This window comes from Gynuella sp. (assembly GCF_050297175.1).
Classification (GTDB): Bacteria; Pseudomonadota; Gammaproteobacteria; order Pseudomonadales; family Natronospirillaceae; genus Gynuella.
The window spans coordinates 61,658-87,950 of the sequence record NZ_JBNKSF010000006.1; the positions used below are offsets into that span (position 1 = coordinate 61,658).

24 protein-coding genes are annotated in these 26,293 nt (G+C 44.7%); 14 read left to right on the top strand and 10 right to left on the bottom strand.

Annotated features, from left to right (window positions below; genetic code table 11):
• Window positions 1-83: 83 nt before the first annotated feature.
• The 8 genes from ACQY6I_RS00585 to ACQY6I_RS00620 form a co-directional block, all read right to left on the bottom strand.
• Entirely contained in the window at window positions 84-617 is a 534-nt protein-coding gene (locus ACQY6I_RS00585; RefSeq protein WP_428239522.1) for a sigma-70 family RNA polymerase sigma factor, read from the bottom strand.
• A 26-nt stretch (window positions 618-643) separates the two neighbouring features.
• Window positions 644-1,660, bottom strand: coding sequence for an ACR3 family arsenite efflux transporter (gene arsB / locus ACQY6I_RS00590; protein ID WP_428239523.1), 1,017 nt, complete (start codon window positions 1,658-1,660; stop codon window positions 644-646).
• A 12-nt stretch (window positions 1,661-1,672) separates the two neighbouring features.
• A complete protein-coding gene (gene arsH, locus ACQY6I_RS00595) occupies window positions 1,673-2,392 on the bottom strand; it encodes an arsenical resistance protein ArsH (RefSeq protein ID WP_428239524.1) in 720 nt (239 codons plus the stop codon).
• On the bottom strand, window positions 2,389-2,856 hold the full coding sequence (locus tag ACQY6I_RS00600) for an arsenate reductase ArsC (protein WP_428239525.1): 468 nt from the start codon (window positions 2,854-2,856) through the stop codon (window positions 2,389-2,391). The genes arsH and ACQY6I_RS00600 overlap by 4 nt, the downstream gene beginning before the upstream one ends.
• 2 nt (window positions 2,857-2,858) lie before the next feature.
• Window positions 2,859-3,611 carry a metalloregulator ArsR/SmtB family transcription factor gene (locus tag ACQY6I_RS00605; protein WP_428239526.1) on the bottom strand — a complete coding sequence of 251 codons (753 nt, stop codon included), beginning with the start codon at window positions 3,609-3,611 and terminating at the stop codon, window positions 2,859-2,861.
• Between the two features lie 351 nt (window positions 3,612-3,962).
• Window positions 3,963-4,097, bottom strand: coding sequence for a hypothetical protein (locus tag ACQY6I_RS00610; protein WP_428239527.1), 135 nt, complete (start codon window positions 4,095-4,097; stop codon window positions 3,963-3,965).
• 295 nt (window positions 4,098-4,392) lie between these two features.
• Window positions 4,393-4,530, bottom strand: a complete 138-nt coding sequence (locus tag ACQY6I_RS00615) for a hypothetical protein (RefSeq protein ID WP_428239528.1) — start codon at window positions 4,528-4,530, stop codon at window positions 4,393-4,395.
• Between the two features lie 155 nt (window positions 4,531-4,685).
• A complete protein-coding gene (locus ACQY6I_RS00620; protein ID WP_428239529.1) occupies window positions 4,686-4,817 on the bottom strand; it encodes a hypothetical protein in 132 nt (43 codons plus the stop codon).
• A gap of 213 nt (window positions 4,818-5,030) precedes the next feature.
• Here ACQY6I_RS00620 and ACQY6I_RS00625 point away from each other — a divergent pair, with 213 nt between their 5' ends.
• From ACQY6I_RS00625 to ACQY6I_RS00675, 11 genes are all read left to right on the top strand, one after another.
• Complete coding sequence (locus tag ACQY6I_RS00625; RefSeq protein WP_428239530.1) at window positions 5,031-5,642, top strand: tyrosine-type recombinase/integrase; 612 nt, start codon at window positions 5,031-5,033, stop codon at window positions 5,640-5,642.
• Between the two features lie 335 nt (window positions 5,643-5,977).
• On the top strand, window positions 5,978-7,645 hold the full coding sequence (locus ACQY6I_RS00630) for an SIR2 family protein (RefSeq protein WP_428239531.1): 1,668 nt from the start codon (window positions 5,978-5,980) through the stop codon (window positions 7,643-7,645).
• Window positions 7,638-9,065 carry an argonaute/piwi family protein gene (locus ACQY6I_RS00635; RefSeq protein ID WP_428239532.1) on the top strand — a complete coding sequence of 476 codons (1,428 nt, stop codon included), beginning with the start codon at window positions 7,638-7,640 and terminating at the stop codon, window positions 9,063-9,065. Before ACQY6I_RS00630 ends, ACQY6I_RS00635 begins: the two co-directional genes overlap by 8 nt.
• A gap of 47 nt (window positions 9,066-9,112) precedes the next feature.
• Window positions 9,113-9,886, top strand: coding sequence for a Hachiman antiphage defense system protein HamA (locus tag ACQY6I_RS00640; protein ID WP_428239533.1), 774 nt, complete (start codon window positions 9,113-9,115; stop codon window positions 9,884-9,886).
• Window positions 9,870-13,409: a DEAD/DEAH box helicase gene (locus ACQY6I_RS00645; RefSeq protein WP_428239534.1), complete on the top strand. Its 3,540-nt coding sequence runs from the start codon at window positions 9,870-9,872 to the stop codon at window positions 13,407-13,409. Before ACQY6I_RS00640 ends, ACQY6I_RS00645 begins: the two co-directional genes overlap by 17 nt.
• Window positions 13,410-13,570: 161 nt before the next feature.
• The gene (locus ACQY6I_RS00650; RefSeq protein ID WP_428239535.1) at window positions 13,571-14,023 is read left to right on the top strand and encodes a hypothetical protein; all 453 of its coding nucleotides are present in this window, start codon (window positions 13,571-13,573) and stop codon (window positions 14,021-14,023) included.
• Entirely contained in the window at window positions 14,020-15,036 is a 1,017-nt protein-coding gene (locus ACQY6I_RS00655) for a serine/threonine-protein kinase (protein ID WP_428239536.1), read from the top strand. Before ACQY6I_RS00650 ends, ACQY6I_RS00655 begins: the two co-directional genes overlap by 4 nt.
• Before the next feature lie 101 nt (window positions 15,037-15,137).
• Window positions 15,138-15,632 (top strand): hypothetical protein, encoded by a 495-nt coding sequence (locus tag ACQY6I_RS00660; protein ID WP_428239537.1) that lies wholly within the window; start codon window positions 15,138-15,140, stop codon window positions 15,630-15,632.
• 43 nt (window positions 15,633-15,675) lie between these two features.
• Window positions 15,676-16,656, top strand: a complete 981-nt coding sequence (locus tag ACQY6I_RS00665) for a hypothetical protein (protein WP_428239538.1) — start codon at window positions 15,676-15,678, stop codon at window positions 16,654-16,656.
• Window positions 16,657-17,003: 347 nt separating this feature from the next.
• Window positions 17,004-17,201 (top strand): DUF6538 domain-containing protein, encoded by a 198-nt coding sequence (locus ACQY6I_RS00670; RefSeq protein ID WP_428239539.1) that lies wholly within the window; start codon window positions 17,004-17,006, stop codon window positions 17,199-17,201.
• A gap of 548 nt (window positions 17,202-17,749) precedes the next feature.
• Entirely contained in the window at window positions 17,750-18,130 is a 381-nt protein-coding gene (locus tag ACQY6I_RS00675; protein ID WP_428239540.1) for a DUF7674 family protein, read from the top strand.
• A 492-nt stretch (window positions 18,131-18,622) separates the two neighbouring features.
• Here ACQY6I_RS00675 and ACQY6I_RS00680 read toward each other — a convergent pair whose 3' ends face one another.
• Window positions 18,623-19,051 carry a transposase gene (locus tag ACQY6I_RS00680; RefSeq protein WP_428239541.1) on the bottom strand — a complete coding sequence of 143 codons (429 nt, stop codon included), beginning with the start codon at window positions 19,049-19,051 and terminating at the stop codon, window positions 18,623-18,625.
• 63 nt (window positions 19,052-19,114) lie between these two features.
• On the opposite strand from ACQY6I_RS00680, the gene ACQY6I_RS00685 reads away from it, so the two are divergent.
• The 3 genes from ACQY6I_RS00685 (at window position 19,115) to ACQY6I_RS00695 (ending at window position 24,688) form a co-directional block, all read left to right on the top strand.
• Window positions 19,115-19,738: a LysE family translocator gene (locus ACQY6I_RS00685; protein ID WP_428239542.1), complete on the top strand. Its 624-nt coding sequence runs from the start codon at window positions 19,115-19,117 to the stop codon at window positions 19,736-19,738.
• A gap of 1,132 nt (window positions 19,739-20,870) precedes the next feature.
• Window positions 20,871-21,890 carry an alpha/beta hydrolase gene (locus ACQY6I_RS00690; protein WP_428239543.1) on the top strand — a complete coding sequence of 340 codons (1,020 nt, stop codon included), beginning with the start codon at window positions 20,871-20,873 and terminating at the stop codon, window positions 21,888-21,890.
• 71 nt (window positions 21,891-21,961) lie between these two features.
• Window positions 21,962-24,688: a glycoside hydrolase family 3 C-terminal domain-containing protein gene (locus ACQY6I_RS00695; RefSeq protein ID WP_428239544.1), complete on the top strand. Its 2,727-nt coding sequence runs from the start codon at window positions 21,962-21,964 to the stop codon at window positions 24,686-24,688.
• An 839-nt stretch (window positions 24,689-25,527) separates the two neighbouring features.
• On the opposite strand, the gene ACQY6I_RS00700 is transcribed toward ACQY6I_RS00695, so the two are convergent.
• Entirely contained in the window at window positions 25,528-26,265 is a 738-nt protein-coding gene (locus ACQY6I_RS00700; protein ID WP_428239545.1) for an AraC family transcriptional regulator, read from the bottom strand.
• Window positions 26,266-26,293: the final 28 nt, after the last annotated feature.

The window sequence follows — 26,293 nt, forward strand, 5'->3', positions numbered from 1 at the left end:
TGCAAAAGGATGCAGGTTTTTTTAATGGATACAGGCTGAATTAAAACAGCCAGAGTAGGGGAAGGAAGTTTTTCGTTATGGGTTCAGGATGCCGTAGGCGGCACAGTAAAACTGCATACTTGTCCGGTTTCATCGAAGCGGACAGAACAATGCCGGATCAATGATGTCCGCAGGCGCTGGCGGGCTCGCAGTAAGCGCGCTTTGGCGGCAGACAACGACAATTGACGCTGTTCGGCGTAGCTTTTGACCGTCATGTTCAGCAAGTCGCAGTGTTCGATGATGTCGCGATCGGTCTGATTCAATCGGGCGAGGTTACGGCTCAGACATTCGGTCAACCGATCGACGGGTGCTGGTTCTTCCTCCAGATGAGTTATGTCTTCCGGTAGTTCGCTGGTTTCCCGGTGCCGGCGCTGATAGTCGATGAGTGCGTTGCGGGCCACCCGAAACAGCCAGGCGCGGGGCTGGCTGACGGAACAGAATTTGGGACCCTGGGCAATGGCGCGTAAATAGACTTCCTGTAACAGATCTTCCGCCACCGCATCTGCCGATAACCGGTGGCGCAAAAAAGCCCTTAATTGTGCTTCATTCTGACGTATCGCCTGCAACAGACATTTCAAGCGTGCTGTTCCTCTTTGACGCAGTTTTACTCAAACCAGTGACGGGTGCGGTTGGCGAACCATACCAGCGACAACATGACCGGTACTTCCACCAGCACTCCGACCACCGTAGCTAGCGCCGCGCCCGAGTGCAGGCCGAACAACGAAATGGCCACTGCAACCGCCAGTTCAAAGAAATTTGAGGTGCCGATCATACAGGCCGGCGCGGCAATATTGTGCGGTAACCGCATTTGTTTGGCAGCGAGATAAGCGATCGCAAAGATGCCGTAGGTCTGAATCAACAAGGGGATGGCAATCAAACCGATGACCATCGGCTTATCCAGAATCGTTTGCGCCTGGAACCCGAACAACAAAACAACCGTGGCCAGCAGGCCGATGACAGACCAGGGCTTGAAGGCTGCCACAAAAGCCGCCAGTCGGCTGTGGTCGTTGGCTTTGTCCAGCTTGCTGCGGGTAATCGCGCCGATGATCAACGGCAGCACCACATACAACACCACTGACAGCAGCAGTGTTTCCCACGGAACCTGAATATCACTGATGCCAAGTAAAAACGCAGTCACCGGCGCAAACGCAAAGATCATAATGATGTCGTTAATGGAGACCTGTACCAGAGTGTAGTTAGGATCGCCCTTGGTCAGCTGACTCCAGACAAATACCATTGCCGTACAGGGCGCAACCCCCAGTAATATCATGCCGGCGATATATTCAGCCGCTGATTGCGGGTCCACCCAGCCGGCAAACAACACCTTGAAGAACAGAGCGCCCAGCAGCGCCATGGTGAATGGTTTGATCAGCCAGTTGATCACCAGCGTCAGAATTAAGCCCTTGGGTTTTTTGCCCACGTCTTTGAGAGAGGTAAAGTCGATCTGGATCATCATTGGGTAAATCATCAGCCAGATCAGTACCGCCACAACCAGATTGACATGGGCATACTCGATGGCTGCAATCTGACCAAAAACGCCCGGTGCCAGATTTCCCAGCAAAACACCCAAAGCGATGCACAATGCTACCCATAACGATAGATATCGTTCAAACAGTCCCATTCTTCATCGCTCCTATATCGACCGCTGATTGACGCGTGCCGTCAGTTGTTCGGCGCTTTCCACCCGTTCAGAATAACGATCTACCAGATAAGCGTTGTTATCACGGGTCAGTAGGGTAAATTTCATCAACTCTTCCATCACATCGACAATACGGTTGTAGTAACTGGAAGGTTTCATACGGTCCTGATCATCAAATTCCAAAAAGGCTTTGGCGACCGATGACTGGTTGGGAATGGTGATCATGCGCATCCAACGGCCCAACACCCGCAACTGATTGACCACGTTAAAAGACTGCGACCCGCCTTCCACCTGCATGACGGCGAGGGTTTTACCCTGGGTCGGCCGTACGGCCCCAAGGGATAGGGGAATCCAGTCGATCTGGGCCTTCATAATGCCGGTCATGGCGCCATGACGCTCCGGCGAGCACCAGACCTGACCTTCGGACCATATCACCAGTTCCCGCAGTTCTTTCACTTTTGGGTGTTGTTCATCCTCGGTATCCGGCAAGGGGAGTTCCTGTGGGTCGAATATCCGCACTTCGCCACCCATCTGGCTCAATAATCGGGCGCATTCCTCAACAACCAGGCGGCTGAAGGAGCGGGTACGCAATGATCCATACAACAACAGAAAACGCGGTTTATGGTCAGAAAACTGGCGGCTGAAATGGTTGGTATCCGGCACCTGGAATTGTGACGGATCCAAATTCGGTAACGACATATCATCGAGACTCATGACCGCGCTCCCAAGGCTGCCAGGGCTTCGGCCCATTGGGTTTTATCCATTGCGGCGACGGTCAGCAATGCATCCACCCGGTCACTGATGAGCTGGATGGTGTGCCGGAACGCATCCGCGATCTCTGCTTCCGAACCGCTCAGTTTTGAGGGGTCTTCGAGTCCCCAATGAACTTTCAGCGATTTGCCGAACCAGACTGGACAGGCTTCACCGGCAGCGGAATCGCACACGGTGATCACCACATCCGGGGCGAAATCCTCAAATTCATCCCAGGACTGACTGCGCAGATCGGCTGTCGGGATACCGGCTTCTGCGAGATATCTCAGCGACAAGGGATGTACTTCTCCTGCGGGCTGGCTTCCCGCGCTTCTGGCTTCGATCCCGCCAGCGGCTTTGTGGTTGGTAATTGCCTCAGACAGGATGCTGCGGCAACGGTTATGAGTGCAGATATACAGAATTTTCATGATTAGGATTCGCAAATGGTTTGACAGGATGAGGAAAGCCGTTGCAGGCAATCCGCCAGATAATCAGGATTTTGTGTGGAGGTCGTTTCAAGATTCTGCCGTGCCCATTCCGGTAAGGCGGGGTGAAGACGGTAATACATCCATTGCCCCTGACGGCGTTCCTTGACGATATTGCTCTTACGCAGTAGCGCCAGATGCCGTGAAATCTTGGGTTGGGACTCGTCCAGAGCGACCATCAGATCGCAGACGCACAGCACACCTTTCGCTTCGATCAGCAGTAACGATTTCAGCCGGGTTTCATCGGCCAGCGCCTTATAAAAATCAATCGGTGCGAGTGGCTCAAATGACTCGCTCACATGCTTGCTGTTGACCAGCACAAACAAGCGGATGCGTTCGCTGATCTCATGCAGCGTGCGCGCAAATGCCAGAGGATCATCACTGGTTTTCGGGTCAGGAAAATCCCAGGCCATGACCACACCGGCGCCCGGCCAGTGGCGGCATTCCTGGTGGGCCTTGTCGCACAGCGAAATGACATAATCGAATGACTGTCCGGCAAACTCATCCGAATGCTTGGAGCGCAGACCTGCGCATGGAATTCCGGCCCGCTCCAAAGTGGACAGCGTTCGCGGATCAACTTCTTCGGGATGAGTACCGGCGCTATAGACCTCAAAATGATCTCCGGTCATATCCCGGAGCACCGCCTCAGCCATCTGCGAACGGGCAGAATTGCCGGTACAGACAAATAAAACTCTCATGTACACCCTCACAATCGGTGTTATTACCTTGGAGCGCATGATAAAAGTAAAATATATGATTTTCCATATATATGTTTTAATGAATATAAAATACTTACGTGTCAGAGACGCGCAGGTAGATAAAGCCTGGGTGAATGCAGGGTAGTGTCGAGGCCTTGAAGCCCCTAAAAAATGACGACTCAAGCTTAAGATGACATGTAATGATCACGCCCATAAGTCCAAACAACACAGTTAACGGCTTACCCCATCCGCATGCTCTTCAAAAATAGCCGTTAACTCACCGTACCGGGTAAAGCGATAAACGGTCTGCTGATCGGCGCCGTTTTGTCGGTGGCTGACTTGCAACAATCCCTATCCTTCAAAGTGATAACCAACGCAGTGAAAGTCATCCTCAGCGCTGTGTAAGTGGGTCAGGTGGTGTGGTCTGAGGATCACAGACTTGAGCATCTGTTCTCGCCATCGCTTGGTCAGTTTATGCGGTTCCATTGGTTGCACTCCTTTTCGATCAATGTATAGGGGCATTGACCTTACTACCGAGTTGGCTTGATTCCGGGAAACAGATAGAAATTAACCTTTCTTAACCGCTGTTTTATGCAATACAACTATCGATTTAATTGAGGTGACGATAGTAAGGAACATCGAATGAACAGCCATCCTCAGATAGGACATAACCGATACAGAGGGTTTGACGTTGTCAAAATCTCTGCCCGCACAGGTATCGTTGTGTGTGGCGATTCTTTGATGGAGGGGGTGTAATGCATCACTTGAGCGCGTGAAGGCATTAGAGCTGGAAGCACATGACATTCAGGTTAGTGTTCAGCCGGAACAAGTGCGTCAGACCGCCCTGGACGTTACCGTGTCGCACGATATCGTCCCGGATATCTCGCTGCCGATAAATCAATTCCGGTAAGTGCCACATGCCTGTTCCGTCAGGGCCACAAAAATAGTTCTGGGCGGATACGTGGGGTACTTGTGCATGCTGGCCAGGATCAGTCCGTTTCGTTCGGCGCGTTGGTCACTGAAATACCAATCGGCTACACATTGTCCTTGTTCCGTGCTGTTGGCGGCAGACACTTAAATGACTACATCTATTGCACCCTCAATCCAGAATTTCTGATGTGCTTCCGGTAATGCCAGAAAATCCTGATGGGTAAATGTTTCAGCCTGAACCGTGATAGATCCTGCCAAGCCAGTGATCAATATCATTAATAATAAAAAGTTCCTTAACTCATTTTTGAAAGTTGGCAAAGGTATAATACTGCGTCAGAAACAAGGGGGTGAGACTGTCCCTCCACACACATCAATCGCCTTGACCCCTTGTGCAGGCGTACTAACAGTAAGATAGAGCGGGAATGTCAACTTTCAAAGAATAGTTAATCATGAAGTTTTGGCATCCGCTCACAGCGAAGTCACCCGGTCATGATGCGCAAAGGACATAATGAAAATCATCCCCGCAAAGGCGCATCCATTAAAGTCCAGCCTATTCGCAACCTTGAATCCATTGAGCAGATCAAAGCCAGGCTCCAGTCCCAGCCTCGGAATTTATGTCTGTTTACCCTGGGCATTAACACCGCCTATCGGGCCAATGAATTACTGTCCCTGACCATTGGGCAGGTCAGCCATCTGAAGGCTGGGGATATTCTGGATATCAAACAATCGAAAAACAGTCAGTATCGTTTAACCATTTTGAACACCACCACAGAGACCAGTATTCAAAACTGGCTGGCCTACCACCCTAAACGTCACCATTCCAATGCATCACTATTTTTATCACAACGGCGTAACCGCGCCCTGAGTGTTGCTGCTGTAAATCGACTGGTGAAACGCTGGTGCCGGGATGCAGGCTTGCCGGGCAATTTTAGTTCACATACCTTGCGTAAAACGTGGGGCTACCACCAGCGAGTCTATAACCATGCGTCTGTTGCCATTCTCATGCGTGCTTTCGGCCATGCGTCCGAAGCCCAGACCCTGGATTATCTCTGCATCCTGCCGGATGAAATCCGGTCTTTGTATCTGACTTTGGAATTGTGAGGCGAGAAAATCTGTGGAATAACTGAACCTGTGATTGTGTGATAGGCGAATATTCTACTATGCTGAAATAGCCGCTTGCGACCCAAAGCGGACATAAATTATTAGATATATTAAAAATCTGATGGATACAAAATTTTTTGTGTCAGATTACAACAATGAGAAGGAGAGGGCTTTGAAGGAAGGAAATCCAGTTGAAATGAAAATACAACTCACCTTATGTGTGAGTATATACGTTAGGATACTACATGGATGATTCACAGTTCATAGATTACTTTGTTCAAAACTCCAGGCACCTTATGTGGTTTCTCGGAGCGGGTACATCTAGGACTGCGGGAATGCCCACGGCCACCGATCTTATATGGAATTTAAAGCGGCGTTACTATTGCCTCCAAGAAAATCAAGATATACAACGGCACGACATTAGCAAATCAGCCATTCAACAACGAATACAAAGTTATATGGATAGCCAAGGATTTCCTGCTCTTTGGAGCAACGAGGAATATTCCTTTTATTTTGAACTTATTTTTGACGATGATTATGCCACCCAACAAGCTTATATTAATAAAGCACTGTCGCCGGAAAGAATATCCCTCAATGTCGGTCACCGAGCTTTGGCGGCACTTATTGAACTTCAAAAAGCGAGAGTTATTTTTACCACCAATTTCGATGAGGTTATAGAAACTGCTTACGCAGGAGTTAGCGGAAAATCTATATCACCCTTTCATCTTGAAGGCTCATATGCAGCTTTAGATGCCTTAAATACTGAGAATTTTCCGATCTATGCAAAAATCCACGGAGATTTTAAATACAGGAGCATAAAGAACCTGTCTCAGGATTTGCAGAGCAATGACGCTGAAATACAAAAATGCTTTATAGCGGCTGCATGCAGGTACGGCTTGGTCGTTTCAGGTTATAGCGGTAGAGATTCAAATGTTATGTCGATGTTTGAAGCCGCCATGAATCAAAATAATGCATTCCCTCATGGACTGTTCTGGACAGTTCCGAGATTATCATCCGCAGAAAAGCCAGTCTTAGAGCTAATCGAAAGGGCCAGGGATAAAGGCATTAATGCCAATCTGGTCGAGACTGGAACCTTCGACATAATGTTATCGAGAATTTGGAGACAAATAGAAGACAAACCAGACAGCATTGATAGTAAGGTTAAAAATTCGGGTTTTCTCGCAGTTAACATTCCGATTGGTAATCCTGCCAAGAATTTCCCTATCTTGAGGACCAATGCTCTTCTTATCATCGACGTTCCTACAAGATGTGGTTGTTTACTATCATGCGGGATTAACAGCTATGCGGATTTAAAAGCCAAATTAATTGATCATAACCCTGATACTGTATTGGCCTATACGGATAAAGTCCTATTTTGGGGTGATTTCAATGAAGTAAATAAAATAAGTAATAATAAGGAGACCGCGAAACAAGGTTCGGAAGCCTTTTCAAACGAAATCGAAGCTTTTCAAAACTCAACCATACTAAAATCCTTTCTTGAAGAAGCATTGGCAAATGCTCTTATAGAGGGCAAGCCTCATCTCCTTCTAAGAAAAAGAAACGGGGTTTACTACGTTGTGGTTAATCATGAATATAAGAATATTGGTGAGTTCTCGGAGCTTCGCAATATTCTGGGTTACAAAGAGAAACCAGGATACATAACCGGCACAGTTAGCGGAGTGCAAAATACGCACTGGGCTGAATCCACGTCCGTAAAATTGGATTTTCGTGATGGCAAGCCATGGCTTTTATTGCGTCCTGATATCTGGGTATCTCCCATGAAAAACCGAGAGAGTGCCATTGATTTTCTATATAAGCGAAAGATAAGACGCTATAACAATAAATCTTACAGTCTTCTGGATGCATGGATTGAAATTCTGTTTGGGATATCCGGAGGAAAGGAAAATGCATGCATTGAATACAGACCTAAAAGCGCTGCACCTGCCTCATTTACTATCGCGTTAAGAACAGCTTATAGTGGAAGGGAAAGCGATAATGCCTAATAACGTATCCGAGCTATCGGCGCATAAAGTACTACCGGAACCACGATTATTGTTTTCCGGCAGTAAAACAGATACGCATCCGCTAAGAGGATTAGTCCAACACGGTCCATACAGCAATGATCTTTCTTTTCCTAAACAGGTCAGGCTTGCCTGTCTCGCACCGAATGAACATCTGGCTCAATTAGACAGGCTAATAAGCGAGCTCAAAGGAAGCGCCAAAGTCCAAGATGCGCCGAATTACTATCTACCTTATGACGGCTTTCAAACGGTTTTTAGAACGCCACTTCCGGATGTTGAAGATAGTTTGAAATTCTCTACGTCAAATGAATGTAACTTACTTGCCGCAAATAGGGATGGCGCTGCACTTGTCGAAAATATGTTGCAGAGCATTGGTGGATTAATCAGAGGGCGAAACAGATTTGACGTACTACTTATTTACATTCCACCTTCGTGGAGTGAGTGTTATGAGTATGAAAACTTTAATTTACACGACGCCATTAAAGCTCAGTTAGCTCAACACCTTATACCCGTTCAAATCATCAATGAAAAAGCCTTCACACGACCATGTAGGGCCAATGTGATGTGGGGTCTTAGTATAGCCATATATGCGAAAGCTGGAGGAATACCTTGGAAATTAGCCGATTTTGATAAAGATGAAACTTATATCGGCCTTAGTTATGCCATGAAACAGCATCAAGATGGAGTCGAATATACGACTTGTTGTAGCCAGATATTTGATCCGGACGGAACTGGTTTCGAATTTGTTGCCTATGATACCAAGGAGTATACAACAGACCGAAAAGGTAATCCTTACCTCTCATATCAGGAAATGCAGTCTGTTCTCTCTCGCAGTTTACATTTATACCAAAATGGCCACAGCGGAAGGATTCCAAGAAAACTCTATATTCATAAATCTTCAGAATTTACGGAAGAAGAAATCCAGGGTGCATTTGATGCCTTCGGGGAAAAGACCGAAATTGAATTGATACAGGTCGTCAAAAGTGTACCTTGGTATGGCTTGAAAGTAGATAAGACTGAATCACAAAACAAAAAGAGTATTTTTCCCGCAGGCTATCCCATTGAAAGAGGGACGTACCAACCGATCAGCGGAAACGAATGCCTGTTATGGACTCAAGGAAGCGTAACGGGTGTAAATATGCAAAGGTCTAACCAGCCAGTGTTCAAAGAGGCTGCCCTTAAAGCAACACCCAATCCGATTTTACTGAGGCGATTCTCAGGCGATGGTGGCTGGCACGATAGCTGTAGCAGCGTCCTATCACTTACTAAAGTCGATTGGAATAATAACACCTTGTATAAAACACTACCTGCATCATTAGAGTATTCCAAAACCTTTGCAGATGTCGTTAAGCATTCGGGGGATATCGTTAATGATGTTTACGACTATCGGTTCTTTATGTAGTAGCACCCAATTGCCGCTTATTAATTTTTTAAAAGGATAAATAGTAATTGTTAGAGTTAAAACAAAAATCCAGTTTTAGTCTGCATAAGAAAGGAACACATGAATTTATAAAGCTTGAGGTTAAAGCAGAGGAATTTCAAAATCTTGTTTCAGGGCTTATGGGTCTAATTCCCGAGCATTATGTAGACCCGATTTATGTAGCACGTACCTTGGAGCGTCTAGGAAAACATGCTGCCGCTGAGAAATTAAAAATAAAGATACCGGAAGCAAAGAAGATTCGTTCAGGTGATATAGGGGAAATCGCAGCAACGGATTATATCGAGGATGAAACGCTTTACACCGTTCCAATTAGAAAACTTCGTTGGCGTGACCATAGAAATATGGCTATGCGAGGGGATGATGTCATTGGTATTTTATTCAGCCGACAGGACAACACAATAAAATTTTTGAAAACAGAAGCAAAAGGCAATAAAGCCCTAAGCACAGATGTTCTTGAAAAAGCCAGAGCAGAGCTTGATCTTAATGATGGATTACCCGCGCCCCATGCGTTGAGCTTCATGTCTGAGCGCCTTAATACAATGGGTGAGTATGAACTTGCTGATCGTATTGAAAAAGCACAACTGGTAGATGGCATTCAAGGCAACCAAGTTGAACATTTGCTTTTCACTTTTACACAATCCAATCCAGACTCTCTACAAAAAGCGGCGTTTGATGGGTATGGTGGCAACATCAAGCAAAACTCCGTAGGAGTTAAGATCGATAATCATCAGAAGTTGATTGCGAGCGTTTATCAAGGAGTTTTAGATGGCCTCAACGATTGAAGAAGTTGAGGCGCTGATCAGAAGCGCTTTAGCGGGAGGCTATAGAGGGCGATTACTTGAACGTGGCCTTGCTAGATCAATGATTTGGCAAGAAGGTGAACTACCCCAAGATGCGCCACGCTTTGCCAGAAGCCTTTCTTATGACTTGCTCTCATATGGGTATTCACTTTTATCTCTGGCTTTACGATTAAAAGAGCTAGGTGGTAATGACAATCTTTGCAGAGAAGCTTTTGAAAAATCAGCTTCTGCCATATCAGATGTTGTTGATAATGGCGATCCAGATAATCCGGAGAAAGGATTTCATAAAGTATTATCAGCCTCTGCCTATCACTTGGGGCGATATTCCGCAAAAGCTTACTCCTTAATTAATAGAAACTTGGAAGGTGAAAACTTATCTGAAATAGAAAGAACGCTGTGCCTTTTGATATTACGAAGATTTGATGATCTGGAAGCTTCTGTAATAAACTGGAAACTATCTGGAAAAGGGGCTGATGAAGGCTTAGCCGAACAAATAGAAACGCAGTTAAGTAGCTTTTCAGAAAATATTGATAGCGATAATCCCCCTCAGGAATTTGGCGTTTCATCCGTAGAAATACCAATCATAAATCAGGCCATAACGGATAGTTATTTTTCAGCTATCTTTGAATTTATTTTCGCGCTAGAAACAGGAAGTCAGCCGCTAAAAGATTTTGCCGTTACACGGCTGGAAAACTCTTTATCTATTTGTGGAGAGTTAAACCTTCTACCTCAATGGTGGGTATTTAGAATATCAAAATATCTCATAGATGATTTATGGGAGTCTAGTTTTCACAAGGTGTTACCTGTTACCCCTGAACATCCCAATAGCGCTGAATGGGCCATGTTGCGATGGCTTTTTATTGCCTCATTATTCAAGCGGAAAAAATCGGAAATTGACCTTTGGCCTTCTCAAATTGAAGGTGCTAAACGTGCCGTAAATGAATTTGATGACCTTGTTGTTTCATTACCCACCAGTGCTGGAAAAACAAGAATAGCTGAATTATGCATTTTGCGCTGTCTGGCATTAGGGAAACGCATTCTTTTTATAACCCCCTTGAGGGCATTATCAGCGCAAACAGAAAGCTCTTTGAGAAAGACATTCCAGCCCCTTGGCAGGACAATTTCTACACTTTATGGAAGCATTGGTACAAGTGATTTTGAACAGGATGTATTGAAATCAAACGATATCGTTGTTGGTACGCCCGAAAAGCTAGACTTTGCTCTTAGAAATGATCCATCACTGATTGATGATATTGGGTTAGTCATACTTGATGAAGGTCACATGATCGGACTAAACGAGCGTGAGATACGTTACGAAGTCCAGATACAGAGGCTATTGAAGCGAGAAGATGCAGAAAGCAGACGCATTGTCTGTCTTTCAGCCATATTGCCAGATGGCGATCAATTCGAGGATTTTGTGAATTGGCTACGTAAGGACGCTGATGGTGAGGCTGTATTATCGGTTTGGCGCCCAACAGATTTGAGGTTTGGCGAGGTTGTCTGGCAGGTAAATTCAGGCCAAATTAATTTTATCATTGGTGAGGAAAATCCATTTATACCTAGATTTGTGCAGCCATTTGTTCCGCCTTTACCAAATCCCGGATATCGTACAAAAAAATTTCCCGCCAGCAATAAAGAACTGACACTAGCAACAGCTTGGAAGCTTACAGATGATGGCCATACTGTACTCATTTACTGCCCTCTTAAAAAATCTGTAAATAGTTTTGCAAATGATATTATCGATCTACATAAGCGAGGAGCATTGGCCTCTGTTTTATCAGTTCCAATGCAAAGAATAGAACTTGCCATTTCATTAGGTAAAGAATGGCTTGGAGAATCACACGCGATTGTTGAATGTCTAAAGATAGGTGTAGCTGTGCATCATGGGAATTTGCCGACTCCCTTTAGGAAAGAAATGGAAAAGTTATTACGTGAGGGAATTCTTAAAATAACGATATCTTCACCCACGCTTGCGCAAGGATTGAACCTCGCCGCCACTGCGGTGATTATCTATTCGCTAAGCCGGAACAGAAAAACAATTGATGTATCGGAATTCAAAAATGTGATTGGCAGAGCCGGAAGAGCTTTTATCGACACACAGGGCATTGTCCTTTATCCAATTTTCGAACAATACAATAAAAATCACAGAAAATGGATAAAACTGATCTCGGATACAAATGCCAGAAACATGGAAAGTGGCTTGGTGTTACTTGTCAGCCAATTATTGGTTCGGATGAGTGAGAGCCTTGGAAGCCGTAATATTGATGAACTGATTGAATATGTGGCAAATAATAGGTCCTTAGACTTCCCTGAAATCGAAAACGAAGATAAAGAGCAGGTAGAAGAAAACCAGAATGCGTGGAAAAGACATGTCGTCAACCTTGATACAGCCATTCTTAGTATGCTCGGTAGCGAAGAAATAGATATTGAAGACGTGGCTGACACACTTGATTCTGTCCTTGACTCATCGTTATGGGAGCGCCGACTTAACCGTCTTGACAAAAACGACCTTAAAACCCTTTATGAGTCTTTAATAACAGAACGTGCCAAGCACATCTGGGAAAACAGCACCGCTCCGCAAAGGCGGGGTTATTTTCTAGCAGGTGTTGGGCTAGAAACAGGTCGTCAACTTGACGTGATCGCATCTCAGGTAAATGTCCTTTTGGTGAATGCCAACGGATATATTTTGAATGAAGACGAGGATTCAGCAATAGCAACCATCATACAGTTGGCAGAGTTTGTATTTACAATATCTCCTTTTGCACCTGACAAACTGCCAAATAACTGGAAAGCTATATTAACCTGCTGGCTACAAGGAAAATCACTGACAGAAGAACACTTCACAAATATTGATGATGCTCTCCAATTTGTTGAGGACGGTTTAATCTATCGCTTACCGTGGGGACTAGAAGCCATACGTGTACGAGCGAGTGCCAATAATGAAAGTTTTAGTGATGGAACATCCTTAGATGATTACGAGTTGGGATTAGCCGTTCCTGCAATAGAAAATGGCACTTTAAATAGAAGTGCTGCAATGTTAATGCAGGCAGGGTTTAGCTCCAGAAAAGCTGCGATAAATGCGATTGAAACTACAAATGCTAACTTTGCTAATAGTAATGAACTAAAGGTTTGGCTGAATTCAGATCAGGTATTTGATCTTTCTATTGTTGGTGATTGGCCAACACCTGAGACTTCAAGTTTATGGTGGGATTTTGTTCTTGGTTTTCAGCCGTCCTCCGAGTCTGTATGGTCATCTTCACCTACGCAAAGCTCTGTTATTTGGCGAGAGGGTTTTACAGCCGTCGCTGGTGCTCAAATGAAACTGTGGGGCAATGGTGATGACTTGACGCTAGTATTGTCCTCAGAGGGTGAAAATGTTGGGCATTTGAACGCAAGATACTCTTTGTGCGATAAAGGTGTTTATTTTGTTCAAGTGAATGGCAATCCAAATTTTGTCGATATCATTTACTGGGGACCAAGTGCAGACCCATTTGTAATACATTAGAGATTTTCGAGTAATGTCCGCTAATGGCCGTAGGCTGATTGTTTTTTAATATGCTATAAAATTCTTGGCAGTCAGAATTAGACGTCATCCGTTTAGTTTCGGGAAATGCGGCTACCGTCTAGTAAGCTGTTATGTATAAATCACACTGAAAGGAGGATGTGTTGAAAAATATAGGATTTAACTTTACAACCAATGACTTTAGATATTGCGTGCTTGAGAAAAATGGAGCCGATGTCACATTTGTTGAGAAAGACAAGATCAGTTACCCTAAAGCACTAGATGTGGCATCTACCGCCGGGTGGCTTGAAACCCAGATTTGCTTGCTTCTTGATAAGCATACTCCCAATGCAGTTGGCTATAAGCTGCCATTAACGCACAGCTCAACAAAGCCAATTCAGAATTCTATCTTCCCACTCGGGATTTTAAATCTGTGCTGTAACAAGAAAAATATCTCAATCGGTCATTTTACCAGTCAAGGTATAAATGCAACAAAATTTGGCCTTACGAAAAAAGATGATGTTTATGCCTATGTAGATGCTCACATCGGCCAGCATCGACCATATTGGGATAAAGCGACTAAAGACGCGGCACTGGTTGCATGGTTCCTATTATGAAAAAGCCTGACAAGATCAGAAAATTTGATGTCGTTAATTTTTTAGGAAATGGGAATTTTGGTTTTGTATTTCAAGCCTATGACCCTCTCCTGAAAGCCGACAGGGCCATAAAGCTAATAAAAGTTCCGAAACCTGAAAAGTTTGTGGAAGCCGTTAAAGAAGCTCAAACACTGGAAGCTTGTAGACACAAGCATATCGTTGATGTGAAAGAAGTTGATGTCTTCGTTTATGAAGGTACTCCGTGCGTTTACATAGCTATGGAATATTTGGCGAAAGGCTCAATTCAAAAACATTTAGAAAATCGATTTATTTCTATCCAAGATTCGCTGAGAATCGTATCTGAAGCTCTTTTGGGGTTAGAACATGCCCACAATAGCAATGTGCTTCATAGAGATATTAAGCCTGGGAACATCTTGTTTGGAGATAATGGGGAGGCGAAATTATCAGACTTCGGGTTGGCGCTAGACTACCATGTTGACCCTTCAGATACGATGGGTTATCGACCTCACCAGCCACTAGAGGTCATAGAAGGTAATCCCATGGATAAACTTAGCGATGTATACGCTATGGGTATTACTTTATTTCGACTCATAAACAATATTCCCATGGTTGAATTCAACTTTACAACAGTCGGTGAGTGGCAAGCAGCTGTAAAAGCCAATAAGTATCCAGAAAGGTGCTATCAGCCTTATATCCCAAGAAAAATAAAGACGGTTATAAACAAAGCCATTAACAATGATCCTAGAAAGCGGTTTCAAAGTGCAAGCGAGTTCAGGCAAGCATTAGAAAAGATTGGCATTCCTATTGATTGGCGGCCAATTGATAATGACTCATGGGTAGGCACTGGGATTAATGGCGAAAGCTATGGGCTTCAAAAGCAACGTAAAAAGAATGGATGGATTATTGAATACAAAAAAAATGGAAGAAAAGTGAAAGAAAATTGCCACAAAGAACTATCTGATAGTCAGGTAGCTTCTGAGTTCTTCAAAATAATTAGCTCAAACAATGCATAAACGCATGTTGTCGGACTGGTTTTACGCTACTCTCCAAACCAGCCACAAATGCGGGCGTTAAAAGTCCACTTTTGGCCGCAAACTGTTAAGGGGAATATATCTTGCCACCAAGAAAACCAAAAGCAGAACCGACAATTGATTACCACTTAAGCTCAGCATTTAAAGACGACGACATCATTAGCCTAATTTTAAAGGGTCATCTAGTGATCGAAGCTATGACTGCTAAAATATTAGAGCATATTGGTTTCGGTGATGAAATTTGGAAATGGTCATTTCCCAAAAAAATCGATGAATGTGTGGCTAATAGCCCAATGCCTCAGTGGATTGGAAATATCTGTCTTGATATTAACGAAATCAGAAATGATTACTGTCATTCATTAGGGCACCAAACCACCTTTGATGAAATATTTGAATATGTTCAAAAATGGTCTGAATCTGGCTTAGAATACACTGATGAAACGATATACAGTGATAAAGTCTATTCAGAAGAATGTTACGGACTAGAGGGAATTCTTACAGAGACTTTGTCGAATACAATGTTTGAAATTAATGAAGTTTTTAGTGCGCTAGGTATAAAAGAAACATACTTGGCTTAATGTCCGCTCTTGGCCGAATGTTGATAATTTGATTGGAATATAAATGTCAAAAGGTAATCTTTTCGAGGAATCAATTTCAGTCGATAGACAACATCCTCAATTCATTTCTTTGTTAAATTCTGAGGTGCATGGATGCGCTAGAGAATATATTAATAGCACATTTGAAAAAATGGGTGATCCCAATGGAAGTTTTATCAAGTACTTTCAGGGTAGTGGATTTCATTCTCGCTTATTTGAGCTTGCATGCTTTGCCTACCTTGAAGAGTGTGGTCTAAAAATTGATCGAAATTATGAAAATCCTGATTTTATTGGTGTGTCGGAAAATGTTGGTTTGGCTATTGAGTGTGTTACGGCAAATCCATCCAACGGGCAAAAAACAGATATATCACTAACTCAGATGGTTAATTATGCGAATGGCGAGTTAATGGATAAAATTACCCATGAAGTACCCAAAAGACTTGGACGCATTTTGTGGAAAAAGCTAAATCACCATTATCAAGACTTGCCGCATTGTCTAGGATTGCCTTTAGTATTAGTTATTGCTCCTTTTTTCGAAGGCGGATCGCTTCTATATACAGATCATTGCTTAATTGAATATCTTTACGGATCGCCGGAGGGAGACAATTCACAAGACGCTTTTTTTGGAAAAGATAAATCAAGACATATCAGTGCAGTGTTGTTTTGCAATAGGTTTACTGTTTCTAAGTTTCTTCGTATTTCGACAGATTTTAAAGGACTGAACGATTATAAAACCATCCTGTCAGGGTATGCCTACCAATCGATTGATGTTGAAAATTACCGATTAATTCATTTCTCAAGAGTTCTTGGAGATGAAAATACCCCAGAACTTTGGAGCGAAGGTGTGACATTGTACGAGAACCCCAACGCTGCTATCCCGCTTGAAAAAGAAGTTCTTAAGTGTTCAAGCAGAATATATGTTGAAGATGGGTATGTGTGTCGTGACGTTTACGGTTTTCACCCGTTGTCTTCCAGCACAATTTTGCATGCGGTAAGTTCTACTTGAATGTCCGCTTATGGTCGGAACCTGAAATTTTAATCAGCACAATATTTATTCATGATAATTCACCTTTTTGCACCACATTTTGCATCACAAATCGCACTACAAAACTATTCTCGCAAAAGATAAAATCAATGAAATAGGGGAGAGCTGACAAACAATCGGCTCTCTCCGTGTCCGCTACTTTTCTCCTTATTTAAAAAACAAAACATACTCAAAAGCAAGAAAACATAAGGCTTTGCGCATTATTTTATTGACTAACCGCGTTCCAGGTGCAATAAGTAATCTTATGTTTTGCACTACAGAACACACTACAATTTGCACCACAAACGAAAGCAAGGATGATGAAGTATATGAAGAAAAGAGGACGGCGCTGTCATTACGTCCGACGAATACCCAAAGATATTCAGCACATCGATACCCGCGAATTAATTCAAATATCTCTCAAAACCGATTCATTATCTTTAGCGCAGCAACGCGCCGCTACCTTGGATAAACACATTTTAGAATACTGGCAAAATCTGATTACCACACCAGACAAAGCGCACTAACAATTTGAACAAGTTGTAAAGATCGCTCGTCTGCACGGGTTTGGATATAGCACGCCTACCCAAATAGCTCACTCTTCGTTAGAGAATATTGTCGGTCGCGTTATGGCTGCACAACGAGGAAGTACGCCCATGCAATCGAAATTCTTGCTTGGTGGCGTTAAAAAACCTGATTTACCGTTATCTGAAGGGCTGGAAGCTTTCTGGAGTCTGAGCAGATACAGGCTGCTGGGCAAACAAGTCTGAAAACCAGATACGCAAATAGTGGGGGAGAGATGAAAATCTCTCTCTACGTTGAAGACGAGGTTTTGGTTTTGATGGTAAGGATGTGCGATCAGTCTTTCGCTTTAAAAGGAGTCTTTTCTTTGTTTTCCATGATTTTTCCCTTCAAAGAGTAAATCGAAACTGATATATAACTCTATGATATTTTGTGAAGATCGAGTTGAGCACTATGGTCACAAACTAATGAGGATTATTGGAAAAACACCACTTTCAATCACCGGCGGGTGACTCGAAAAAGCCCGTGCAACTTCTGCAAGTGTTAAAGCTATATGAGTGAATCAAGAGATAATTTTTGTAGCGAGTTGAAAGCTAAATTCCCAGAAGTAGAAAAACTGGCTAACTTAGAATACCAGAAGCAATGGGCGGACTATGATGATGAGTTCTACTCTTATACGTGGTTTGAAGCTCTTGCAAATGCCTTGAATGGTGAAATGCAGAAGCTCGTAAAACCCGAGAAATATACGGAATTATTTGAATTCATCCGGTTCTCGTACATGACGGGCACTGAGGACGTTAAAAAAACAATAGACGTAGCATTTGTTGAAAATTTGTTTTGGCAAATACCTCCAGAAAAAGCAAAACCATATTGGGAAAAACTACCCGATATCTTAAAGGACTTATACATTGGTTTTCACCAACGTAGACCCTAGCACAAGCAGGCACTCTATGCCTTGGATGCGCAACAAGTTACTCGCTATTTATGCGAGCGTTAGGAAGCAATAAATTTGAGGATTCAAGGGTTAAAATTGAAGAAAAAGGAAAGAACGTATCTATTGAAGGGCCACACTCCGAGTTTGATCTGGAGGGCTTGGAAAGGTATAGCGAAATAGAGAAACTGGCACTCACTAGGCTAACAAATCTCATAGTGAAAATTGCGAAAGGCTGATGCAGTCTGAAATCAGTTAAAGAACTGTTTCTCTGGAGTTCGGTTAATAGAACGGCAGTGAGGTATGTGATCACTATACCGGACTTAGAAGTACTGGGTATCCTTGAAATTCGTAATCCTGGAAAACTGGTGAACTTTTCTGAGGCCGTCGAGTTACAAGAATTCCGATGCAGCCATTATATGAGCGAAGCTTATCTTTTAGAAATATCTAATCCTCCCAAAATACGGGAGATTGGCGCACAAAACTCAGCAATAACTAAGAGAGCGAGATGCGTTGGCGTAGCATCGTCAGTTGAGTATGGTCACATCGTCCCTGAACATGGTTATCGCACAAAACACGATCTATGGCCATTGTTAACCCCAGTCGTTTGTCAATTTCTCTGAGCAATAACATTCCACCATCGGAAGAGATCTCACCGCGTTTAAAACTCACGTCGACTTTATGGTGTTTGACGGGTGGAAAAGAGAACGAAGTCTGGTAGCATTCTATCATCTCGGAGCCGCTCTTATTTTGTGTGTTAGCACCTATAAAATAAGGCCAACTCGGTTCCATGGTCCAATTTTGATGAAATATTCGGGCTAGTTGAAGAGCTTGAAGAATATGAAGAACAGAATTGTGCTGAATGAAGTTTAGAAATATAACTAGGCCAGACGAAATTGCTCCTTCGGGGTTGGGTCTTCGCATTACATGTTCAGCCCTGTTACGGCGGCCTTATGCTTTGAATTCATATTTACGGATCAGGAATCGATGGATTATTTTATATATTTGGGTATTTGTATTGTGGCGACAGCTAGCCCTGGGCCAGCGATATTTTTGTCTATTAAGAATGGCGCGAAATATGGGTTTGCAAGAGCGATTATAGGTGTCGTCGGCAATGTTGTAGCAATGCTCACTTTGGCCTCAGTGTCGGCGGTAGGGTTAGGAGCCGTAATTCTGGCATCTCCGTTTTTGTATACTGGTATAAAAGTTATAGGTGGCTTGTATCTGATTTATCTAGGTATAAAGGCATGGTGTTCTAAGCCCATATTTCATGCTAAAAATGCTGAAAAATTAGCATTTTCAACACCCAGTCGTTTAAAAGTATTTAGCGAGTCCTATGTGGTAGGTATCAGTAATCCCAAAGCTATCGCCTTTTACACGGCTCTATTTCCTCAATTTATCAATCTAGATCAGCCAGTTTTCTTACAGTTTGCTTTATTGGCCGGTACATTTGCCATATGTTCATTCTCGTTTCTGACCATATATGTTGTATTGGCCTCTAAATTGAGAAATCACCTAGAGAAAAGAAAAACGTTAGCGTGGTTTAATCGTATTACTGGCGGTGTCTTCATAGGGTTTGGTACTGCGCTTGTTTCCAGTAACCATGTATAACAATAGATACATACTGATGTGACCGCTTTTATGTATGTCGTTACATTAAACGCGTTCTGCAGTATGTATAGGTGAGTACAGCATTAGTGGCTTCCATGTGAATTGATGTTGGTAGCTCTGTGGTTGTTTTTTCAGTGTTTCCTCCGATCCCCATAGTCTATTTGGTTTGCTTGGTGCTAAAAGGTATAACAATAATAAAGCACTGAGTTAGCAAGAAAATTGTTGAAAACTCAATTTGACCTATAGCCAATGGGCTGTTTTGTACATTCGTAACTGGTATGAGAAACGTTTAATTCTTCATCTGGAATTCTGGTTAAAAAATGACAGGTTGGAAAAGAGCTGTCATTAGTATTTCCACCAGTGAGGACATGAACAACTATCCTGTTTGGTTTTCATTTTCACTATACCTGCTTTTAACTCATGGCGCTGGCTCATTCTTATTCAGTATTCCATTGTTGTTTGTTGTATCGGTATTATTGGTATCGATTAAGCGTAAAAACAAGAACAAACAAATGTCCCCATATGGGGGTTAGTTAATTTTGGGCAGATTTGCTAACAAACAACTGCAGCAGCTCAAATGACGCTGTGCTTCAATTGTCCGATGAGTTGGGTATTGTGCTTCGTCAGTAGAGATAACCACGTTGTGTACATATTTAATGTCGATAGAACGTTTGTAAGGAATGGTGATAGTAAACGTATTCCGATTCCAAATGTTATCGAGCATATCAAGGCGCTAATTGTTCAAAGTGCGCGAATGTACTTCTGGAGTTCTGGTGGGTGCTGAATATGCCGAAAATAGCGCAGTTGAATTTGGTGCTGGGCATTGTGTTCTGGTTTCCTACCTAACCTGAATTATCTAGGTGACGTGCAAATTCATAAGTGGCGGACTTCAGCAAACGAATGCAACGGCAACACTATCGAAACCTATAAAGAGAAAATAATTGAGCAGCAGTTAAAAATATAACAAGGGGCCTCTGAAAAATAGGAATAGTTTTGATGCAGGCGAGGAAGCGCCACTCGCAACACCGCAGTTTACTGGTGTAAATGAGGATGTGAGACGGGGGCTGACAACGTCCTGCGTGAAAATAGGCCATTTTTCAGAGGTTCCCAAAGTGCTTAAAGGAGATAAAAAATGGGCCTCATGATGCGCTATTCGCTGTTTGTCCTGCTTTTTTATGTGTGTTCATCGGCATGGGCTAGTCATACGGTTAAACATTACTCTGATCTTATTTGGGCCAGTCCGAAAGGGTTTGATTTAACCCTGGATATCGTTGTACCCGAAACCCAAACCCAGGCTAAACCGGTGCTGGTGATTTTTCATGGCGGCGGTTGGTTACTCAATAATAAGTCCATTATGCGGGACTTAGCCGATGCGATTGCTACCCGTACTGACGTGATTACCGTCAATGCCAATTACCGTTTGCTGGGGGATCTCAATAACACCACCACCATCGACGAACAGATTGATGATGCCATGGGGGCGGTGCTGTGGGTGAAGGATCATATTAGGACTTATGGTGGCGACCCTGACAAAGTGGCCGTTACGGGTGATAGTGCTGGTGGGTATTTGGCGGCGATGGTCATGCTGGCGGGTCGCAATCTGAGCAATGATGGTTTTATCAACAAGTCGTTAGGTTTTACGCCAACTTATTTGCCCAAGGGGCTTACGGCGGAACAGGTTGGCAGTCAGGATGGTTTAAAGCTCAAGGCGGCGATTTTAAGTTATACGGGATACACCTTAGTTGATGCGGCCAAAAATGGTTTTGAAACGAGCAGTAATCCCTTCTGGCATTGGGCTCACGTCAAACCTCGTGGATTTTTTGGTGACAACATCAATGTCAATGACAACCCTGAGTACTACCAGGCTGTTTCGCCGGTTCACTATATGGTCAGTGCCGAAGACTACCCATTACCTCAGCAGCTTGTGTTGCTGGGGGCAGAGGATACCGTTATTCCGTCAGCAGAAGTCGAAGGCTATGTGGTAAGCATGAAGAAACTGGGACAGCCGGTCGACTTTATACTTTACCCCCAAAAAGCCCACGGCTTTTTAGACAGTGGCTGTAACGATTATAACCATGGTTGTTTCAAGGAGCTTTCCGAGCCGGCAGTGACCGACATGGTGACGTTTTTGGATCAGGTTTTTGATTTGTAATGTGTTTTTTCGGTCTTTCAACGAGCCTGTTAAACCGGCTTGTCGCCAATTGCATCAATTTGGACTTCATTATGAGCAGACTACTCAACAATAATAAATCACTACTTTGTCACTTTGCAGAGTCCGGCAATAGTGTGCAGCGATATTGTCCGCCGACCATCATAAAAACCGGTTTACTGCATGCTCTTATGGTGGGCGTTATGCTGCAATTTGCCGGCGTGACTGTACACGCTGATACGCAAAATGGGCCGCCCAAATATCAGGATACATCGGTTGATTTTCACGCCCGCGCCAAAGATTTAGTCTCCCGTATGACCTTGGAAGAAAAACTCCCACAGCTGATTAACGACGCACCGGCTATTCCGCGTTTGGGCGTGCGTGAATACAACTGGTGGAATGAGGGCCTGCACGGTGTGGCAGCGGCAGGATATGCAACGGTCTTTCCCCAGGCGATAGGCATGGCATCGACTTGGGATACACCGTTGATGGGCCAGATTGCCGGAGTGGTGAGCACCGAATTTCGCGCCAAGTACTATGCCAATCAACACCGCTTTGGTGGGTCTGACTGGTTCGGTGGACTGACGGTATGGTCACCCAATATCAACATTTTTCGCGATCCCCGTTGGGGCAGGGGACAGGAAACCTATGGTGAAGATCCTTACCTCACGTCGCGGCTGGGTGTGGCTTATGTGGAAGGGCTACAGGGTGATGACCCTCGCTACTTAAAAACCGTCGCCACGCCGAAACACTTTGCGGTGTATAGCGGACCTGAAGCGAAGCGACACCATATTGATGTGCGCCCCAGTGCCAAAGATCTGGAAGAAACATACTTTCCCGCTTTTCGTGCCACGGTAATGGAGGCGAAGGCTCAGTCTGTCATGTGTTCTTACAACGCCGTGGACGGCGTGCCGGCCTGTGCTAGCAGACAGTTATTAACGGATAAGCTGCGTAAACAATGGGGCTTCAACGGCTATGTGGTATCGGATTGCGGTGCGGTTTCCGATGTTTATCAGGCGGCCAAACACGGCTATGCCAAATCACCCGAAGCGGGGATTAAAGCGGTATTTGATGCTGGTATGGATTTAATTTGTGGTGATGCCAATGAGGCCGATCATATTCGTTCTGCTCTAAAGCAAGGATTAATTAGCGAGGCGCAAATAGACCAATCACTGGTACGGTTGTTTAGCACCCGTATGCGCCTGGGCCAGTTCGACCCGCGCCCACAGGTTTTTCCAGACATTACTGCACAGGAGAATGATACGAAAGCCCATCGGCAATTAGCACTGACGGTGGCAGAAAAGTCATTGGTATTGCTGAAAAACCGCCACGACTTTTTGCCGTTGATATCGACGGTTAAAAGTCTGGCCGTGGTCGGCCCTAATGCGGATAACCTTGATGCGCTGGTAGGCAATTATAATGGCTCCCCGTCGCAGCCCATCACCTTGTTACAGGGCATGCGGGCGCGCTTTGGTAAGGCAAATATTCACTATGCGCCAGGCAGTGGTTTGCTTGATCCTATTCAAAGCCCGGTGCCGGATAATCTCCTTTGTGTTGATGTTCAATGCCATAAGCCAGGTTTAACCGCCGAATATTTTGCTGATAAAGATGTGACTGCCAAGCCTCTACGGAAAAGTGTTGAGGCCAATGCGCAACTGAGCTGGCAACGGCATGTCGCCAGTGGTGCAGTACGCTGGACCGGCTATATCAAAGCCCAGGAATCAGGCGTTTACAGCTTGCGTTACCTGGCCAATGGTGGTTATCGCATCTGGGTAAACCAACAACTTATCGTTGATGCGTGGAATGTTGACTGGCGCTCGGTTATTGCCAGTGGCACGGTGAAGTTGGTTGCGGGTAAAACCTACCCGTTGAAAGTGGAAGCTTTTCAGCGTGGTGAGCAGGGCGATGAAAAACTGGTCTGGAGTCTGCCTTCCGATCCAGGCGTTAAAGCGGCGCTGCAGGCAGCTGAACAGGCCGATGCGGTGGTATTTGCGGGTGGGCTGACCACCCAGCTTGAGGGTGAGGAAATGCCGGTTCCGTTGCCGGGTTTTTCCGGTGGTGACAGAACCAATTTATCGTTGCCGCCGGTGCAACGCCAGTTGCTGGATAAACTGTATGCCACTGGCAAACCGGTAGTTGTGGTGTTAATGAATGGCAGTGCCCTGGCTGTGAATCAGGCAGATAAAAAAGCAGCGGCCATTGTTGAAGCCTGGTACCCGGGCCAAAGCGGTGGGCAAGCCGTGGCCCGGTTATTAGCCGGTGATTTTAGCCCCGCTGGCCGTTTACCGGTGACATTTTACCCATCGGTGGATGAATTGCCCGCGTTTGATAACTACGCCATGGCAAATCGCACCTACCGGTTTTTTACCGGCGATGTGTTATACCCATTTGGCTACGGCTTATCCTACAGCCAATTTCGCTATAGCCACATGGCAGTATCACCGGCACAACGTCGTGGTAACCAGCCTGTGACGGTGTCGGTTGATGTAACCAATACCGGCAAGATGGATGCCGACGAGGTAGTACAGCTTTATCTGTCCCGTAGCGATGTTGCCGGTTCGCCGATTCGAACGCTGGTGGGTTTCAAACGCATTCATCTGGCTAAAGGGCAAACCAGTACGGTCAGCATGCGTATGGATGCGTGGGCCTTGAGTTCAGTTGATGCCAAAGGTCGGCGCGTTGTGGAGCCTGGAACTGTCACGTTGTGGATGGGCGGCGGTCAGCCTGATACGCGCAGCGGGTTGCCTGCAGCCGCAGGACAATCAGCCAGTTTCAGGATTGAACAAAAGCAATCCCTTTAACGCCTGGTTAAACAGGGGTAGATCCCAAAAAAGGGGTAACCGGGGGCGAAGTGCCGTTAATATTCGCCCTTAGGGGGATCGTCGCAGGCTCTAGGGAACGTCTGCAAAATGGCCTATTTTCGCGCAGGACATTGTCAGCACTCGTCTCACATCCTCATTGACGCCGGTAAATTGCAGTGTTGCCAGTGGTGCTTCTTCGCCTGTATCAAAACTATTCCTATTTTTCAGAGGCCTCCTAGTAAAAGATGGCGAACACGTTAACGTCGCAACAGTTTATTTTGCACCGTTGCATGTTCTTACCGGATATGAAAAGCCCTAACCAATTGAAAAGATTGTTATTAGTATAAAAGGAACAATCTTTTGCCCGTCATATAATTACTCATGCAATATTTTAGCGTAGCGCTTTTCCCCAAATGAGCATCAAAAACGAAATGAGTTCTTTCCGTATTATCGCGGCTGCTGAACCCGATAATGATTAAAGGAAAGACAAATGAGTGGAAATAGAGCCTCAAAGATAGAGTGAATAGTGGAAAAAGCATGGGTTTGTATGAACTTTTTAAGCCTGAAAGAACTGCTATTCAAAAAAGCGAGTATAAAATCAGAGATTCTCTGTTTACGTTCAGTGGCTCCTTAAAGTTTTATACTTTGGGAGTATAGGAAGGTGCTGGCCCTGCGAGTTTGCTTATGGATGGACCGAGGCCTTGGGGCTATGTTCGTCCCCTTGGTCACACGGCTTGCTGCCAGTACGAGATAAAATCTATGAAGGTGGTGCCGTTTTTGCCTTTTACTACATAACCAAATTATTCACTGGTTAGCAGTGACGGCCATGCTAACCCTGGTTAAGAGCCATAATGAACCCATTTACCGGGTGTGTTGCCCATGTACTGTTTAAAAACGGTGATAAATGCACTTGTATTGCTATAACCACAGGCTTGTGCAACCCATTCTACAGACCTACCCATTTGCAACCATTCCATGGCTTGCAATAACCGGGCGAGCTGCCTCCAGCGGACAAATGTCATACCCGTTTCTTCTGAAAATCGGCGCGACAGAGAGCGAGTGCTCATACCAATTTCGTTGCTCCAATCTGCAATGGTGCGGTCATTGCTGACATCTTTCAAAATGAGCATGGTCAGTTTTTGTAGGCGGGCATCCTGAGGAATTGGCAATTGCCATGGCTCCTGTTCTGCGGCATTCAGCTCATTCATCAGCACCTCCATCAGTGCTGATTGAATATGGTTATTCTCAGGTTGAGTGAATAACCGGCCTAAAATTGTTGCACCCAGATCAGTCATCTCGAGTACGCAGGGTGTATCCGGCATTTGTAGGCAGAGTTTAGGATGTAAATAGATTGAATGACCGGAGATGGCTGTGCGCGAGAACGCGGTATGTCTTTGTCGTGGCGGAATCCAGCCAACTCGTCCACATGGAATCAACCAACGTCCGTGGCTGGTTTCAATCAACAATACGCCTTGGTTAACTTGAGTAAGCTGACCGGCATCGTGGCTATGCCAGCTGCTGTCATAACTTGCAGGATGCCGCAGTTCGGATACGTGAAACTCAGGAGTACGAGGCATAGTTTGGCCGAAAATCGTTATTATTGGG